Origin of the sequence: Cupriavidus taiwanensis LMG 19424, assembly GCF_000069785.1 — a bacterium.
GTDB classification, from domain to species: domain Bacteria; phylum Pseudomonadota; class Gammaproteobacteria; order Burkholderiales; family Burkholderiaceae; genus Cupriavidus; species Cupriavidus taiwanensis.
The window spans coordinates 2,533,460-2,550,125 of record NC_010528.1; the positions used below are offsets into that span (position 1 = coordinate 2,533,460).

General features: G+C 69.4%; 14 protein-coding genes. 5 read left to right on the top strand and 9 right to left on the bottom strand.

From position 1 onward, the window contains the following. Positions 1-79 precede the first annotated feature (79 nt). The 5 genes from RALTA_RS11635 to RALTA_RS11655 form a co-directional block, all read right to left on the bottom strand. Positions 80-1,051, bottom strand: coding sequence for an aspartate carbamoyltransferase catalytic subunit (locus tag RALTA_RS11635; protein WP_012353628.1), 972 nt, complete (start codon positions 1,049-1,051; stop codon positions 80-82). 85 nt (positions 1,052-1,136) lie between these two features. Next, positions 1,137-1,673 (bottom strand): bifunctional pyr operon transcriptional regulator/uracil phosphoribosyltransferase PyrR, encoded by a 537-nt coding sequence (pyrR, locus tag RALTA_RS11640; RefSeq protein WP_012353629.1) that lies wholly within the window; start codon positions 1,671-1,673, stop codon positions 1,137-1,139. After that, positions 1,670-2,095 carry a Holliday junction resolvase RuvX gene (gene ruvX, locus RALTA_RS11645; protein WP_012353630.1) on the bottom strand — a complete coding sequence of 142 codons (426 nt, stop codon included), beginning with the start codon at positions 2,093-2,095 and terminating at the stop codon, positions 1,670-1,672. Before ruvX ends, pyrR begins: the two co-directional genes overlap by 4 nt. After that, positions 2,088-2,660 (bottom strand): YqgE/AlgH family protein, encoded by a 573-nt coding sequence (locus tag RALTA_RS11650; RefSeq protein WP_025583981.1) that lies wholly within the window; start codon positions 2,658-2,660, stop codon positions 2,088-2,090. The genes ruvX and RALTA_RS11650 overlap by 8 nt, the downstream gene beginning before the upstream one ends. 185 nt (positions 2,661-2,845) lie before the next feature. Continuing rightward, entirely contained in the window at positions 2,846-3,553 is a 708-nt protein-coding gene (locus RALTA_RS11655) for a pseudouridine synthase (protein ID WP_012353632.1), read from the bottom strand. Between the two features lie 139 nt (positions 3,554-3,692). On the opposite strand from RALTA_RS11655, the gene RALTA_RS11660 reads away from it, so the two are divergent. Beyond that, positions 3,693-5,252, top strand: coding sequence for a cryptochrome/photolyase family protein (locus RALTA_RS11660; RefSeq protein ID WP_012353633.1), 1,560 nt, complete (start codon positions 3,693-3,695; stop codon positions 5,250-5,252). A 21-nt stretch (positions 5,253-5,273) separates the two neighbouring features. Here the strand turns inward: RALTA_RS11660 and RALTA_RS11665 are convergent, their stop codons facing one another. From RALTA_RS11665 to hemC, 3 genes are read right to left on the bottom strand one after another with little or no spacing between them, the layout of a single operon-like run. Continuing rightward, on the bottom strand, positions 5,274-6,464 hold the full coding sequence (locus RALTA_RS11665) for a heme biosynthesis protein HemY (RefSeq protein WP_012353634.1): 1,191 nt from the start codon (positions 6,462-6,464) through the stop codon (positions 5,274-5,276). Between the two features lie 4 nt (positions 6,465-6,468). Beyond that, positions 6,469-8,607, bottom strand: coding sequence for a fused uroporphyrinogen-III synthase HemD/membrane protein HemX (hemDX, locus tag RALTA_RS11670; protein ID WP_012353635.1), 2,139 nt, complete (start codon positions 8,605-8,607; stop codon positions 6,469-6,471). A gap of 9 nt (positions 8,608-8,616) precedes the next feature. Further along, the gene (gene hemC / locus RALTA_RS11675; RefSeq protein WP_012353636.1) at positions 8,617-9,627 is read right to left on the bottom strand and encodes a hydroxymethylbilane synthase; all 1,011 of its coding nucleotides are present in this window, start codon (positions 9,625-9,627) and stop codon (positions 8,617-8,619) included. 75 nt (positions 9,628-9,702) lie between these two features. Here hemC and ppc point away from each other — a divergent pair, with 75 nt between their 5' ends. Next, a complete protein-coding gene (gene ppc / locus RALTA_RS11680) occupies positions 9,703-12,732 on the top strand; it encodes a phosphoenolpyruvate carboxylase (RefSeq protein WP_012353637.1) in 3,030 nt (1,009 codons plus the stop codon). 229 nt (positions 12,733-12,961) lie between these two features. On the opposite strand, the gene RALTA_RS11685 is transcribed toward ppc, so the two are convergent. Beyond that, positions 12,962-13,573: a ferritin-like domain-containing protein gene (locus RALTA_RS11685; RefSeq protein WP_012353638.1), complete on the bottom strand. Its 612-nt coding sequence runs from the start codon at positions 13,571-13,573 to the stop codon at positions 12,962-12,964. Between the two features lie 143 nt (positions 13,574-13,716). Here RALTA_RS11685 and RALTA_RS11690 point away from each other — a divergent pair, with 143 nt between their 5' ends. The 3 genes from RALTA_RS11690 (at position 13,717) to argH (ending at position 16,612) form a co-directional block, all read left to right on the top strand. Beyond that, positions 13,717-14,316, top strand: a complete 600-nt coding sequence (locus RALTA_RS11690) for a sigma-70 family RNA polymerase sigma factor (RefSeq protein ID WP_012353639.1) — start codon at positions 13,717-13,719, stop codon at positions 14,314-14,316. Then, positions 14,313-15,065, top strand: a complete 753-nt coding sequence (locus RALTA_RS11695) for an anti-sigma factor (RefSeq protein ID WP_012353640.1) — start codon at positions 14,313-14,315, stop codon at positions 15,063-15,065. The genes RALTA_RS11690 and RALTA_RS11695 overlap by 4 nt, the downstream gene beginning before the upstream one ends. A gap of 134 nt (positions 15,066-15,199) precedes the next feature. Further along, complete coding sequence (gene argH, locus RALTA_RS11700; protein WP_012353641.1) at positions 15,200-16,612, top strand: argininosuccinate lyase; 1,413 nt, start codon at positions 15,200-15,202, stop codon at positions 16,610-16,612. Positions 16,613-16,666 lie beyond the last annotated feature (54 nt).

The following is a 16,666-nucleotide window of genomic DNA, read 5'->3' on the forward strand; positions in this document are numbered from 1 at the left end:
TGGCTTGTCGTGTCGCTGGGCTGGTTCGGTGTGTTCTGGCTGGCGTGCGGGCTGATGTGCGGGGTGGGGCTGGCCGGCATCAGTCGTTGTTCCCGGCGACGATGCCCATCACCGCCATGCGCACGGCGATGCCGAAGGTCACCTGGTTCAGGATCACCGACTGCGCGCCATCGGCCACGGCGGAGTCGATCTCGACGCCGCGGTTCATCGGCCCGGGGTGCATCACGATGGCGTCCGGTTTGGCCAGCGCCAGGCGTTCCGGGGTCAGGCCGTAGGCCTTGAAGTACTCCTGCGCGGACGGGAGCAGCGCGCCGCTCATGCGTTCGTTCTGCAGCCGCAGCATGATCACCACGTCGACGCCCTTGAGGCCCTCTTCCATGCTGTGGAACACGCGCACGCCCATCTGCTCCAGCCCGGACGGCAGCAGCGTGCGCGGGCCGATGGCGCGCACTTCGGGCACGCCCAGCGTGGTCAGCGCGTGGATGTCGGAGCGCGCCACGCGCGAGTGCAGGATGTCGCCGACGATGGCCACCGTCAGGTTGGTGAAGTCCTTCTTGAAATGCCGGATGGTGTACATGTCCAGCAAGCCCTGCGTCGGGTGCGCATGGCGGCCATCGCCCGCGTTGATCACGTGCACGTGCGGCGCGACGTGCTCGGCGATCAGGTAGGGCGCGCCCGAGCTGGCATGGCGCACCACGAACATGTCGGCGGACATTGCCGACAGGTTGTTGATGGTGTCCAGCAGCGACTCGCCCTTGCTGGTCGACGAGGCGTTGATGTTCAGGTTCAGCACGTCCGCCGACAGCCGCTTGGCGGCGATCTCGAAGGTGGTGCGGGTGCGGGTGGAGTTCTCGAAGAACAGGTTGAACACGCTCTTGCCGCGCAGCAGCGGCACCTTCTTGACATCGCGGTCGGAGTCGGACAGCGAGACGAACTGGCTGGCGGTGTCGAGGATGTGCGTGATCATGTCACGCGACAACCCCTCGATCGACAGCAGGTGCTTCAGTTCGCCGTTCTTGGTGAGCTGCGGGTTGCGGAACGTCTTGGTCATGGCTGGTCGGGCGCGGGCAAAAAACGGGAGGTGGTCTGGTCTCGGAGCGGGGTCGGGGGCGCGCCGGGCGCCCCTTGGTGCCGGTTCAGCCGGGGGCGGAATCGGTGGGTTCTGTGGAGAAGGCGAATTGCGCGGCGGCACCTTCGCCCTGGCGCGACAGCACCAGGGTCGTGCCGGGCGGCAGCGCCATCTCGCCGGCGCACAGGTCGGCGGCGATCGGCAGCTGGCGCCCGCCGCGGTCGACCAGCACGCCCAGCGCCACGCGCGCGGGACGGCCGTAGTCGAACAGCTCGTTGACGGCGGCGCGGATGGTGCGGCCAGTGGCCAGCACGTCGTCGATCAGCAGGATGTTGCGCTCGTCCACGGCAAACGGCAGCGTGGTCGGCTGGGCCTGGCTGTGCAGGCCCTTCTTGGCGTAGTCGTCACGATGGAAGGCGACGTTGATCACGCCGTGCTCGGGCAACCGCAGGTCCGCCGCCAGCCGCGCGGCGATCCATGCGCCGCCGGAATGGATGCCGGCCACTGACCAGCCCGCGCGCTCGGCCTCGGGGATCAGTGCCTGCGCCTGCTCCAGCAGCTTGCGGTACAGCGACTCGGCGTCGGGAACGGAAATCTGCGTCATAGCGGGAATTGGTCGAAATACTGTTGCAGGATGATGCGGGCAGCCTCGGCATCGAGTTCGCCGCGGCGAGCACCGGCCATCGACGCGGCGCGCGAGGTGTAGCGCTCGTCCACCCATTCCACCGGCAGGCCGAAGCGGCCGTTGAGCTGGTTGCCGAAGCGCCGCGCCAGCTTCATCGACGGTTGCTCGCCGCCCTCCGGATTGACCGGCATGCCGACGATCAGCTGCACCGGGTTCCACGCCTGGATCAGCGCCGCGACGGCCTCGAAGCGGCCTTCGACAGTGATATTGGGGAGGATGGTCAGGGCACGCGCCTCGCGCGTGATGAAGTTGCCCAGCGCAACGCCGATCTTTTTTTCGCCGTAGTCGAATGCCAGGACCGTGCCGTCGCGGGGCAGTTCACGCCCCACGGCATCAGGCATGCCCGGCCTCGCCGGACAGCATGGTGAAGTCGATGCCCAGCAGCCGGATGGCGGCGGCAAAGCGCTCGTCGGGCGGCACGCTGAAGATGATCTCGGGATCGGCCTGGACGGTAAGCCAGCCGTTGCGGCTGAGTTCTTCCTCCAGTTGGCCAGCGCCCCAGCCGGAATATCCCAGCGTCAGCAGGAAGCGGTGCGGGCCGCTGCCATTGGCCACGGCCTCGAGCACGTCCTTCGAGGTGGTCATCTCCAGACCGCCGGGCACGGCCAGCGACGAGACATAGACCCCCACCGGGTCATGCAGCACGAAACCGCGCTCGGTCTGCACCGGGCCGCCGAAGTAGACCGGCTGGTGCGCCACAGGCTGGATTTCGAGCTTGAGGTCGATCTTGTCGAACAGCGTGGCCATGTCGATGTCGATGGGCCGGTTGATCACCAGCCCTAGCGCGCCACGCTCGTTGTGTTCGCAGATATAGACGACGGAACCCGAAAAGGTCGGATCGGCCATGCCAGGCATGGCAATCAGGAACTGATTGGTCAGATTGATGGGTGCTTCGGGCTTCGCCATGCCTTGCATTTTATCAAATCGCCGGGGGTCTTCCGGAAAAGATTGGCGGGCCTTGCAGTGCAGCAAGCGGCGCGCCAGTTCAGTTAACCACCGTCGTTCCCGCGCAGGCGGGAACCCAGCGTCTTCAAAAGTCACTGGATTCCCGCCTGCGCGGAAATGACAGTGGTGTTTGATACCTTGGTGACTCATTCCTTGCCGGTCAGGGCGGCCAGTTCCTGCGCCGTCAGCCAGCGCCATTCGCCTTCGGCCAGCGCCGGATCGAGCGGCAGGCTGCCGATGGCGCTGCGATGCAACGCGTCGACGTGGTTGCCCGCGGCCACGACCATCCGCTTGACCTGATGGTACTTGCCTTGCACCAGCGTCAGCCGCAGGCTGCGTTCGCCGGTGATCTCGCAGGCTTCCGCCGCGATCGGCGCCGGTTCGTCCAGCAGCTGCACGCCGCTGCGCAGCGCCTCGGCCTGTTCCGGCGTGACCGGCTCGGCGGTGGTCACCTCATAGATCTTGGGCACCTTGCGCTTGGGCGAGGTCTGGGCATGGATGAACTGCCCATCGTCGGTCAGCAGCAGCAGGCCGGTGGTGTCGTGGTCGAGCCGCCCCACCGCCTGCACCTCGCGCTGGCGCAGCGGCACCGGCAGTAGGTTGTAGACGCTGGGGTGATGGCGCGGGCGCTGCGAGCATTCATAGCCGGCGGGCTTGTTCAGCATCAGGTAGGCCTTGGTGCAGGCCAGCCACTCCTCGCCATCGACGGTCAGGCGCAGGCCGTCCACCTCGAACTGGGCGCGCGGGTCTTCGCACAGTTCGCCGTTGACCTCGACCAGCCCGGCGGCGATCAGGTCGCCGCAGTACCGGCGCGTGCCAAAGCCCTGGGATTGAAGAATACGGTCGAGAGTCATGAGCTTCTGTAGAGAATGGGGTTGTGGCCTGGCGGCCGGCGGCATGCCGGCGCGGTACCGCTATGTTAGGGTATCGGCGCGATCGATCCGGCGTTCCACAGGTTCAGCGCCGGCAAACCCGTCAGACAGGCAAGCGAACATGCAGGCAGCAGCCAGCCCGGCTCCGTCCCGGCCACCGTACCGGATCGGCAACACTTTTGCGCGCGGACTGGTCTGGTTCCGGCGCGACCTGCGCGCCACCGACCACGCGGCGCTGCATTATGCCCTGCGCCATTGCGCGCAGGTGTGGTGCGTGTTCGTGTTCGACCGCGACATCCTCGAGCCGCTGCTTGCGCGCGGGCTGCAGGCAGACCGGCGGATCGAATTCATCCGGCAATCGCTGGTGGAACTCGCCGGGACACTGGCCGCGGCCGGCGGCGGCCTGATCGTGCTGCACGACCGCGCGCAGACCGCCATCCCGGCGCTGGCGCGCGCGCTGGACGCCGAGGCTGTCTTTGCCAACCACGATTACGAGCCCGCTGCCAATGCCCGCGACGAGGCGGTGCGCCAGGCGCTGGCGGCGCAGGCTTGCGCGCTGTTTACCTTCAAGGACCAGGCGATCTTCGAGCGCGACGAGATCCTGAACGGCCAGGGCAAGCCATTCTCGGTATTCACGCCCTACAAGAATGCCTGGCTCAGGGCCGCGGAGCCGTTCGACCTGCGCCCTTATCCGGTCGAGCCGTACCTGCCGGCGCTGGCCCCGGTGCCCGCCGCGTACCGCCTGCCGGTGCCGACGATCGCGCAGCTCGGCTTTCGCGCCAGCAACCTTGCCGAAATCGCGATGCCGACCGGTGCCTCCGGGGCGCAGGCCCTGTTCGAGGAATTCACCGGGCGCATGGGCGACTATGGCCGCCGGCGCGACTACCCTGCCCTGCGCGGCCCCAGCTACCTGTCGGTGCACCTGCGCTTCGGCACCATCTCGATCCGCACGCTGGCGCGCGTCGCGCATGAAGCCATGCTGCGCGGTGGCGCCGACAGCGCGGGCGCCGCAGTGTGGCTGTCGGAGCTGATCTGGCGCGATTTCTACTTCATGATCCTGCACCACCATCCGCGCGTGGCGGCCGGCGCGGCGTTCCACCCGGCCTATGACGCCATCCGCTGGCAGGACGGCGATACCGGCGAGCGCTATTTCCACGCCTGGCGCGACGCCGCCACGGGCTATCCGCTGATCGACGCGGCGATGCTGCAGATCCGGCAAAGCGGCTATATGCACAACCGCCTGCGCATGGTCACGGCCAGCTTCCTGGTGAAGGACCTCGGCGTCGACTGGCGCCGCGGCGAGCAGTATTTTGCCGACCAGCTCAATGACTTCGACCTCGCCGCCAACAATGGCGGCTGGCAATGGGCCGCGTCCACCGGCTGCGACGCGCAGCCGTGGTTCCGCATCTTCAATCCGGTGACGCAGTCACAGAAGTTCGATCCGCAGGGCCGTTTTATCCGCAAGTACCTGCCGCAGCTGGCGGCCTTGCCTGACAAGTACCTGCATGCGCCGTGGACCGCGCCGGAAGCCGTGCTGGCCGAGGCCGGCGTGCGGCTGGGCGACAACTACCCGCGGCCGCTGGTGCAGCACGACGTGGCGCGCCAGCAAACGCTGCGGCGCTATGAGGCGGTAAAGCAGGTGGTGAAGCAGGAAGTGAAGGACGCCGGCGCGGAGGACTGAACGCGCCGGCCGCCGTGCCGCTTAGGCGGCCAGCATCGCGCTTTCGCGATAGTGGCGCTGCGCGTCTTCGAAGCGCTCGGTTTCCTCGAACAGCCGTGCCAGCGCCAGGTGCGTGCGCACACGCAGGCGGCGCTGCTGGTCGGGGTCGGCATACTTGAGCGCGCGCTCGAAGCTGGACTGCGCCTTGCCCCACAGCTTTTCGCCCAGGCACAGCACGCCCAGCGTGTAGTAGAGGTCGGCGTCGGCGGGATGCGCGGCCAGCCATTTCTCGGCCTGCTGGATCTGCGGCAGGGCATGGCCGGGCACGGCGCAATCGGCATAGCGCAGCACCAGGCGGCTGTCCCAGTTGACCTTGAGCGCGTCTTCGATGATGCGGCGGGCTTCGTTCTGCCGGCCCAGTGCGGCGAAATAGCGCGCCGCCGGTTCGGCGATGCGGGTGGCGCGGCGCTCGTCGGCGGACAGCGAGCGCCAGAACTCGGACAGCGCCTCGGCATCGTGGCGGCGCTCTTCCAGCATGGCTTCGACCGCCATCTGCTTGAGCCGCAGCGCCAGCACCGGATGCAGCGCGTTGCGCTTCTCCAGCGATCGCGCCAGGCGCAGCACCTCGGACCAGTTCTTCAGGTGCTGGTGCGCGCGCAGCGCGATGCGCTGCACATGGATCTGGCGCGCGCCCTGCGACTGCAGCTGGGCGATGGTCTCCAGCGCGCCGTCGGCGTCGCGGGCATCGACCAGCAGCTCGGCCATCGACACCAGCCGCGCCTGCTCGCGCTCGGGGTCGGTCACCTGCGCCATCCAGGCGTCGCGCCGGTCGGTCTCCTGCATGCGATGGGCGGCGCGCGCGCCGATCAGCGCGGCGGTCTGGGCCTGGTCGTCCCACGACTGGGCTTCGCGCGCGGCGCGCTCGGCGCGGGCGAAACGCCCGGCGAACAGGTTTTCGATCGACTCGCGCAGCGCCGCCTGGGCCTTGCTCATGCGGCTGCGCTCGCGGTAGGCGGCGGCGCGGCGCGGCATCTCGGCCAGATGGCGGATGGTGGACATCACCGTCCACACCACGAAGAAGATCAGCAGCAGCAGCGCCAGCGCCAGGTTCAGCGACAGCTCGACGCGGTACGGCGGATAGAACAGCACCACATTGCTGTGGTTGAACTGCGTGAACAGGGCCAGCCCGACGGCGCCGCCGAACAGGACCGCAACCCAGAACAGAAGGCGCATGGGCTTACTCCTTCTTCAGGGCTTGCAGCGCGCCCAGGCTTTCGGCCATGGTCGGCAACTGCACCGTGACCGCGCCAGCCTGCGCCTGGCGCAGCAGCGTCAGCACACCCTGCACGCGGCGCGACTTGGTATCGAAATAGCGGCCGATCATTGCCTGCGCCGCGGCCAGGTCGTTGCGGAACACGGGCTCGTTGCGCGACAGCAGCGCCAGGCGCGCATTGAGCAGGCGCAGCTTGACGTTCTCGCGCAGGAACCAGCCCTGGTCGCCGGAGAGCAGCAGCGCCTCGGCATCGTCGACCTTGCGGATGCGGATTACCTGCGCCAGCTCTTCGCGCAGGTAGTCCCAGAAGCGGGTGAACCAGCCCGGCCCGTTGCCGCTGGCGGCGGCCGGCGAGCTGGCGCCATTGCCGCTGCCGGCCGCGGCGCCCTTGCGCGCGTCCGCCTCGCTGCGCTCCAGCATGCGTTCGCTGGACAGCAGCGGCAGCGCGTCGACCTGGTTGATGGCTTCGTCCAGCTTGATCGCGGCGCCGGTCAGGTCGGTGTCGGGCACCGCCTTCATGCGCGCCACGTCGCGGGCGATGGCCCGGCGCAGCAGGTTGTATTGCGGCTTGTCGGCGCGCGCCAGGCGCGCATCGGCGCTTTGCAGTGCGGCCAGCGCGACCTGCACGTTGCCGGTCAGCTGCAGCTGCTGGCCGGCGCTGGTCAGCAGCTGCTGGATCTCGGCGATTTCCCAGTCGTCGCGGTTGCGCATCAGGTCCTGGTAGACCTGCTCCAGCGCCACCTGCTTGTCGCGGGTTTCGCCGACCTGGTTCTCCAGTGCGCCGACCTTGGCCTGCAGCTCCTTGACGGTGTCCTGGGCGTTGCGTGTCAGCACGCGCGACTCCTGCACCAGGGCGTCGTTGCTTTGCTGGCGGCGCGCCAGCTCGCCGGTCAGGTGGTCGACGCGCTGCTGCAGCCACCAGAAGCCGCCGGCGGTCGCCACCACCAGCACGGCGACCAGCGCCCATAGCGCGGCGGAGCGGCGCGCGGCGGGGCGCGCAGCGCCGGTGTGACCGGCGCCTTGCGGCGGGGCCGCTTGCGCGGACTGCGCCGTGTGGACAGAGGCCGCGCCGGGCGGCGGCGTAGCGGAGGAGGACGTGGTTTCTTGCGTCACGCGTTCGACCTTCGTTGACATGGCAGGGACTGCGGCAGGTGCGCTGGCGGCCGGCGGGGCTGCGACTTCGGCCGGCTTCGCGGCCGCCGGTGCGGACGGCGCCGGCAGGCTCGATGGCGCAGGACCGGCATAGGCATCGGCCCACTGCAGGCACGCCGCCAGCAGGCCGGCATCGCCGGGCGCGGCACGCTGGATATGGGCAAAGCCCAGCGCCAGCGCCTGTTCGGCGATTCTCGCATGGGGCGCGATGCACTGCACCTGCCGCAGCGCAGCGTCTTCCTGCGGCGACAGATGCTGCCGTGCCAGCACGTCAAGGTTGCGCACCGCCTCGGAACTGGTTAGCAGCCAGGCGTGCGGCGCGGCGCCGGGACGCAGGTGGTCGCGCACCGCCTGCCATTGCATCGCGCCGGGTTCGGGCAGCGTGCGCTGGTAGGCCTCGACGGCCTCGACCTGGGCGCCGGCCTCGCGCAGGCGGTCGCCCAGCCAGTCGCGTCCGCCGTTGCCACGGATGATCAGCACCGGCTTGCCGGCCAGCGCGGCGGGATCGAGCTGTGCCCACAGCGCCTCGGAATCGAAGCGCAGCGCCTCGGCATCGGGCACCGTATCGTCATGGCCGGCCCCGTTGGCATTGGCGCCCGCCGGCGCGATCACGCGATACGCCGGCGCGGCGATGCCGCGCTCGGCCAGCGCGGCGACACTGGCGGGGCCGACCACCGCCACCGCGACCGGCACCGGCCAGCGCGCCACGGCCGAGCCCTGCACGCCGGCGAGCGCGTCCAGCGCAAAGGCAATGGCATTGGGGCTGACGAACACCACCAGCGCAAAGGTGTCCAGCCGCGCCAGCGCCGCGCGCAGCGGCGCATCGTCAGCGGCCGGGCCGATTGCCAGCAGCGGGAAGCTGAGTACATCCAGACCGGCGCCCTGCAGGGCCTCGGTCAGTTGCCGGGACTGCCCGGCGGGTCGTGTGACAACGACGGTCGGGCGGGGCATCGGGCAGCCTCAGGCGGGAGATGGCGATGCGGCGTCGCCTGAATCGGCCAGCGCGGCGAGGATCGACTCGGCGCCCTGCGCCAGCAGGTCGCCGGCGCAAGCCTGGCCCAGCGCTTCGGCGGCAGCCAGGTCGGCGGCCGGCCCGGCGGCCGCGGCGCGGATGGCGCGGCTGCCGTCCGGCAAGGCGACGAAGGCCTCCAGCCGCAGCTGGTCGCCGTCCCAACGCGCGTGCGCCGCCAGCGGAACCTGGCAGGAACCGCCCAGGCGGCGCGACACGGCACGCTCGGCGGTCACCGCCAGCGCGGTCGGCTGGTGGTTCAGCGGCGCCAGCCATTCGGCCAGTTCCGGGCGGGTGGAAAGGGTCTCGATCCCCAGCGCGCCCTGCCCCGCGGCCGGCAACGACGCCTCGAGCGGGATCAGCGCGCGGATGCGATCGCCCAGCCCAAGCCGTTTCAGGCCCGCGGCGGCCAGGATGATGGCGCCATATTCACCGCGATCGAGCTTGCCCAGCCGCGTGTCCAGGTTGCCGCGCAGCGGCTTGACCACCAGGTGCGGGTAGCGGCTGCGCAGCGCGGCTTCGCGGCGCAGGCTGGAGGTGCCGACCACGGTGCCGGGCGGCATCTCGTCCAGCGACGCATAAGCCGACGACACCAGCGCATCGCGCGGGTCCTCGCGCTCCATTACCGCGGCCAGGGTGAAGCCCGGGGGCAGCTCCATCGGCACATCCTTGAGCGAATGCACCGCGAGGTCGGCCCGGCCTTCGTCCATCGCGAACTCCAGTTCTTTGACAAACAGACCCTTGCCGCCGACTTTCGACAGCGTACGGTCTAGAATCTGGTCTCCGCGCGTGGTCATGCCGAGAATGGACACGTCGCACGCGGGATAGTATTGTTGCAATGCAGCACGCACATGTTCTGCCTGCCACAGCGCCAGACGGCTCTCTCGGGAGGCAATGACGAGCTTTTGCGGAAGGTTGCGAGACACGACAGCGGTAGCGGAAGACGGGGTGGCGGACGACATGCGCCAATGGTAGCACGCGCCCCAATCGCCCCCTCCGCACCATTAGATAAGCTTAGAGAAGCAAGAGGAGATTGCATGACGCAGCATGCTGCGCGGCCCAACGGTCGGAAGACCGGCGGCGCCGCCAAGGATTCGTCCGCCGCGAAAGGTGACGCAAGCGGCGCAACCAGCGCCAAACCGCCCCGCTCCGCCCCCCGCGCAGCCAAGCGTTCCACCAAGCCCACGCTTTCCATCGTGTCGAGCAACGGAACCACCATCGCCCCCACTCCCGCCCGCCGCACCACCGACAAGGACGTGCCGCTGCGCGAGGACATCCGCTTCCTGGGCCGCCTGCTGGGCGACTGCCTGCGCGAGCAGGAAGGCGACGCCGCCTTCGAGGTGGTCGAGACCATCCGCCAGACCGCGGTGCGCTTCCGCCGCGAAAACGACCGCGCCGCCGGCGCCGAGCTGGACCGCCTGCTCAAGCGCCTGTCGCGCGACCAGACCAACCAGGTGGTGCGCGCGTTCAGCTATTTCTCGCACCTGGCCAATATTGCCGAGGACCAGCACCACAACCGCCGCCGCCGCGTGCATGCGCTGGCCGGCTCGCCGCCGCAGGCCGGCAGCCTGCAGCACGCGCTGGAAAAGATCGATGCCGCCGGCGTTACCGGCAAGCAGCTGCGCAAGTTCCTGGACGAGGCGCTGATCGTGCCGGTGCTGACCGCGCACCCGACCGAAGTCCAGCGCAAGAGCATCCTCGACGCCGAACGCGAGATCGCCCGCCTGCTGGCCGAGCGCGACCTGCCGATGACCGCGCGCGAGCGCGATCACAACACCGCGCAGCTGCGCGCCAAGGTCACCACGCTGTGGCAGACCCGCATGCTGCGCGACGCGCGCCTGACGGTGGCCGACGAGATCGAGAACGCGCTGTCGTACTACCGCACCACCTTCCTGCGCGGCATCCCGCAGCTGATGAGCGAGCTGGAAGAAGACATCGCCGCGGTGTTCCCCGCCACGCGGCGGCGCAAGGGCGCCCCCGGCGACGCCAAGACGGCGCCGCTGTCGCCGTTCCTGCAGATGGGTTCCTGGATCGGCGGCGACCGCGACGGCAATCCCAACGTGACCGCCGAAACGCTGGAGCACGCCGCCGGCCAGCAGGCGCAGCTCATCCTGGACTGGTACCTGGAAGAAGTGCATGCGCTCGGCGCCGAGCTGTCGATGTCGATGCTGATGGTCGACGCCAGCCCGGAACTGCTGGCGCTGGCCGAGCGCTCGCCCGACCATTCCGAGCACCGCGCCGACGAACCGTACCGGCGCGCGCTGATCGGCATCTACGCCCGCCTGGCGGCCACCTGCAAGGCGCTGAGCGGCCATGCCGCGACCCGCCGCCCGGTGGCGCCGGCCGAGCCCTATGACAGCGCCGAGGCCTTCGGCGCCGACATCCAGGTCGTCATCGATTCCCTGCGCGCGCACCACGGCCAGGCGCTGGCCAGCCACCGCATCGACGCGCTCGCGCGCGCCATCGCCGTGTTTGGCTTCCACCTGGCCTCGGTCGACATGCGCCAGGTGTCGGACGTGCACGAGGCGGTCATCGCCGAACTGTTCGCCGCCGCCGGCATCGCCCCCGACTACGCCGCGCTGCCCGAGCAACGCAAGCTGGAACTGCTGCTGGCCGAACTGCGCCAGCCGCGCCTGCTGACGCTGCCGTGGCACGAGTACTCGGAGCAGACCCGCAAGGAACTGGCGATCTTTGCCGCCGCGCGCGAGCTGCGGGCGCGCTATGGCAAGCGCGTGGCGCGCAACTACATCATCTCGCACACCGAGACGCTGTCGGACCTGGTCGAGGTGATGCTGCTGCAGAAGGAATCGGGCATGCTGCGGGGCACGCTGGGCAGCAAGACCGACCCGGCGCGCATGGAACTGATGGTGATCCCGCTGTTCGAGACCATCGAAGACTTGCGCAACGCCGCCGGCATCATGCAGTCGCTGCTGGACCTGCCGGGCTTCGATGCCGTGCTCGCGCACCATGGGGTCGAGCAGGAAGTGATGCTCGGCTACTCGGATTCGAACAAGGACGGCGGCTTCCTGACGTCCAACTGGGAGCTGTACAAGGCCGAGCTGGCGCTGGTGCAGCTGTTCGAGCAGCGCAACGTCAAGCTGCGCCTGTTCCACGGCCGCGGCGGCACCGTCGGCCGCGGCGGCGGCCCGACCTACGACGCCATCCTGTCGCAGCCGCCGGGCACCGTGAACGGCCAGATCCGCCTGACCGAGCAGGGCGAGATCATCAACAGCAAGTTCGCCAACGCCGAGATCGGCCGGCGCAACCTGGAAACGGTGGTCGCCGCCACGCTAGAGGCCTCGCTGCTGCCGCAGCAGAACGCGCCGAAGGACCTGGACACCTTCGAGGCCGTCATGCAGCAGTTGTCGGACCGCGCCTTCACCGCTTATCGCGACCTGGTCTACGAGACCCCCGGCTTCAAGGACTACTTCTTCGCCACCACGCCGATCACCGAGATCGCCGACCTGAACCTCGGTTCGCGTCCGGCCTCGCGCAAGCTGATGGACAAGAAGAACCGCCGCATCGAAGACCTGCGCGCGATCCCATGGGGTTTCTCGTGGGGTCAATGCCGCCTGCTGCTGCCGGGCTGGTACGGCTTCGGCAGCGCGGTCCGCTCGCTGCTCGACAGCGCGCCGGATGACAAGGCGCGCAAGCAGGCCGTCACCACGCTGCGGCGCATGGTCAAGACCTGGCCGTTCTTCTCGACGCTGCTGTCCAACATGGACATGGTGCTGGCCAAGACCGACCTGGCGGTAGCCTCGCGCTACGCCCAGCTGTGCGACGACGCGGCGCTGCGCCGCAACGTGTTCAACCGCATCAGCAAGGAATGGCACCTGACCTGCGACATGCTGGCGCTGATCACCGGCCACCAGGAGCGGCTGGCGGACAACCCGCTGCTGGCGCGCTCGATCAAGAACCGCTTTGCGTATCTCGATCCGCTGAACCACTTGCAGGTGGAGCTGCTCAAGCGCTACCGGGCGGGCAAGGACGGCGATGATATCCGCGTACGGCGCGGGATCCACCTGACCATCAATGGGGTGGCGGCAGGATTGCGCAATACGGGCTGAGCGTCCCTGCTGCGCCCAAGAGGGCTGCCGGTTGGCTCCTCTCTCCCATTTGTGGGAGAGGGGTCGGGGGAGAGGGCAGGCGCTTGCCAGCATGACGCCGCCCGGATCGCCACTACCGGCTGCTGCGGAGATTTGAAACCCTGCAGCCCTGCCACCGCCTGCCCTCTCCCCCGCCCCTCTCCGCAAGCGGGAGAGGGAAGCAAACCCTCGGCAAGATTCGACAGCCGCCTCACCCCACAAACGCCCCCGGCACCGGATCCTCACCCAGCGCGTGCAGCAGCACCGCCCAATGCATCGCCTCATCGCCGAGGATGCTGCCGGCCGCGCGCGTCAGCTCGCGGTTGTAAAAGTTCGGCAGCACGCCAAGGTATGCCGAAGTGGCGCCCTTCTCCAGCCCGGCGGCAAAGCGCAGCACGTCGGCCTGCGTCTTCAGCTTGTCGGTCGGAAACTCATACGCCGACGCCTTCTTTGCCGTCACCGGCGTGCCGCCCAGCTTCGACACCGTCCCGGCCAGCACCTGCGCATGGGCCTTGTGGTGGTCCTGGAACTTGATCGCGGTGGCCAGCACCGGCTTCTGCAGCAGCCCGCTTTCGGCGCCGACCTGGTAGGCCGCGATCGCCTGGTATTCCAGCCCCAGCGCGGTGTTGAGGATATTGATGTCGTCCTTGGTGCTGCCCGACTGCGTCTGCGCCCACGCCGGCATCGACTCGCCCAGCGTGATCACGGCCAGCGAGCCGAGCGCGAACAGGCCGGGCGCCTTGAGCAGCCCGCGCCGGCGCGCGTCCGGCGGCGTGATGAGGGTTCCGGGCTCGCGCGCGGGCCTTTGTGACATGCGGTCCATGGTGTTCTCCTGTGAGGGATGACAACGTGGCGCCCCTGCGACGGGGTGCCTGGCTTGCGCCTGTCGATATCTACGCAGCCACCGCGCGTTTGGATGCAGCGCTACCTATAATCCGGCAAAGCTTCCTTGCAGGAGCCGTCCCGGTGCCGCCCTCCCCGCAGCCGTCCTATGCCGCGCCCGCCAGCCCCGACCGGCTGGAGGGACTGCTGCAGGCCGTCGCCTTCGGCGAGCGCCAGGCGCTGCGCGCGCTCTATGACCTCACCGCGACGAAACTGTTTGGCCTTGCGCTGCGTATTACAGGCAGGCGCGATTGGGCGGAGGATGTCGTGCAGGAGAGCTTTGTCAGCATCTGGCACCACGCCGGCGACTACCGGCCGCAGCTGGCCGCGCCGATGACGTGGATGACGGCGATCGTGCGCAACCGCGCGCTCGATTGCCTGCGCCGTGCGGCGGCAGCGCGCGTGCCGCAGACCGCCGAGCTGGACGAAGACCTTGGCGAATGGCTGGCCGACGACGCCGCCGGGCCCGCCGAGCTGGCCGAGGCCAGCCAGCAGGCGCGCGCGCTCAACCGCTGCCTGCAGCGGCTGGAGCAGCCGCAGCGCCAGGCCATCATGCTCGCCTACCTGCAGGACCTGAGCCACGCCGAGCTGGCCGAGCGCCTGCGCGCGCCGCTGGGCACGGTCAAGTCCTGGATCCGGCGCGGGCTGGAGCGGCTGCGCAGCTGCATGGAGGGCACGGCATGAAGCTGGCCACCCATCCCGACCTGCTCGACCGGATCGCCGCCCAGTACGCGCTGGGCGTGCTGCGGGGCGGGGCGCGCCGGCGCCTGGAGCGGCTCGCGCATGAAGAGCCGGCGGTGCGGGCGGCGATCCACCGCTGGCAGGCGCGCCTTGCCGGCGTGGCCGAATTGCAGGCGGCGGCCGTGCCGGTCGACAAGGTCTGGTGCGGGATCGAGGAAAGGCTGGGCTGGAAGGCAGCCGAGGACCGTAGCCCGCCCGCCGCGGCCCGCGCCCCTACCCCGGACGCCGGCAGCTGGTGGCAGCGCCTGTGGTCGGCACCGGTATTCTGGCGCGGCGCCGCGGCGGCGATGGCGGTGGTGGCGGTACTGGCCATCGCCATCGGCATGCAGCTGGCCGGCCAGCGCGACGCAGCGCCCGCCGACGTCATCGCCGTGCTCAACGACGACCGCGCGCAGCCGGCCATGCTGGTGTCATGGGATGCAGCCAGCGGCGATCTTGTAGTGCGCCGGCTCGATCACCTGACGCTGAACGAGCGGCAGGTATTGCAGTTGTGGGCGCTCCCGGACGCCGGCAAGCCGCAGTCCCTGGGCCTGATCGGCCGTGTGCCGCAAACGCGGCTGGCGCTGGCGCAGCCGCCAACGGCGGTGCCCGTGCTGGCCGTCAGTATCGAACCGGCCGGCGGCTCGCCGAGTGCGGACGGGCCCAGCGGCCCGGTGGTGTTCAAGGGGCCTGTGATCCACAGCCGGCCCTAAGCACCGCCCCCGCCGTCGCGGCCCGCACCGCCAGCCCGCCGCCGGGCGATATAATCGCCGTTTCCCAATTTTTTCGCGCCCGCCGCCGTCCGCACGCCGGCCGCCTGCCGCGCGAGCCACTGCAGCCGACGTCCATGTCCACCTCCCAACTTGCCAAGAAAGGCGAAGCCTGGTCCGCCCGCTTCTCCGAACCGATGTCCGACCTGGTGAAGCGCTACACCGCCTCGGTGTTCTTCGACAAGCGCCTGGCCCTGTTCGACATCCAGGGCTCGCTGGCCCACGCGGCCATGCTGGCGAAGCAGGGCATCATCGCCGAGGCCGACCGCGCCGAGATCGAGCGCGGCATGGCGCAGATCCGCGGCGAGATCGAGGCCGGCAGCTTTGAATGGAAGCTGGACCTGGAAGACGTCCACCTGAATATCGAGGCGCGCCTGACCGCGCTGGTGGGCGATGCCGGCAAGCGCCTGCACACCGGCCGCTCGCGCAATGACCAGGTCGCGACCGACATCCGCCTGTGGCTGCGCAGCGAGATCGACAACATCATCGCGCTGCTGGGCGCGCTGCGCACCTCGCTGCTGGACCTGGCTGAGCAGAACGCCGACACCATCCTGCCGGGCTTCACCCACCTGCAGGTGGCGCAGCCGGTCACCTTCGGCCACCACCTGCTGGCGTACAACGAGATGTTCACGCGCGATGCCGAGCGCATGGCCGATTGCCGCAAGCGCGTCAACCGCCTGCCGCTGGGCGCCGCCGCGCTGGCCGGCACCAGCTACCCGATCGACCGCGAGTTCGTCGCGCAGCAGCTGGGCTTCGACGGCGTCTGCCGCAATTCGCTGGATGCTGTCTCGGACCGCGACTTCGCCATCGAATTCTGCGCCGCCGCCGCGCTGGTGATGACCCATGTGTCGCGCTTCTCGGAAGAACTGGTGCTGTGGATGAGCCCGCGCGTAGGCTTTATCGATATCGCCGACCGCTTCTGCACCGGCAGCTCGATCATGCCGCAGAAAAAGAACCCGGACGTGCCCGAGCTGGCGCGCGGCAAGACCGGCCGCGTCAACGGCCACCTGATCGGCCTGCTGACGCTGATGAAGGGCCAGCCGCTGGCGTACAACAAGGACAACCAGGAAGACAAGGAGCCGCTGTTCGATACGGTCGACACCGTGGTCGACACGCTGCGCATCTTCGCCGACATGGTGCCGGGCATCAGCGTCAAGCCCGAAGCGATGCGCGCCGCCGCGCTGCAGGGCTATGCCACCGCCACCGACCTGGCCGACTACCTGGTCAAGAAGGGCCTGCCCTTCCGCGACGCGCATGAAGCCGTGGCCCACGCCGTGCGCGCCTGCGACGGCCGCCAGTGCGACCTGGCCGACCTGACCGTGGCCGAGCTGCGCGAGGTATCGGGCCTGGGCGACAAGGCCGCGCTGATCGGCGACGACGTGCACGCGGTGCTGACGCTGGAAGGCTCGGTCGCGGCGCGCAACCATGTCGGCGGCACCGCGCCGGACCAGGTGCGCGCGGCCATCGCGGCGGCACGCGCGGCGCTGTAAAGGCCAAGGCAGCGCCCTGTAAGTTTCGCGTAAGTTCTGAGCAAGAAATAGCCA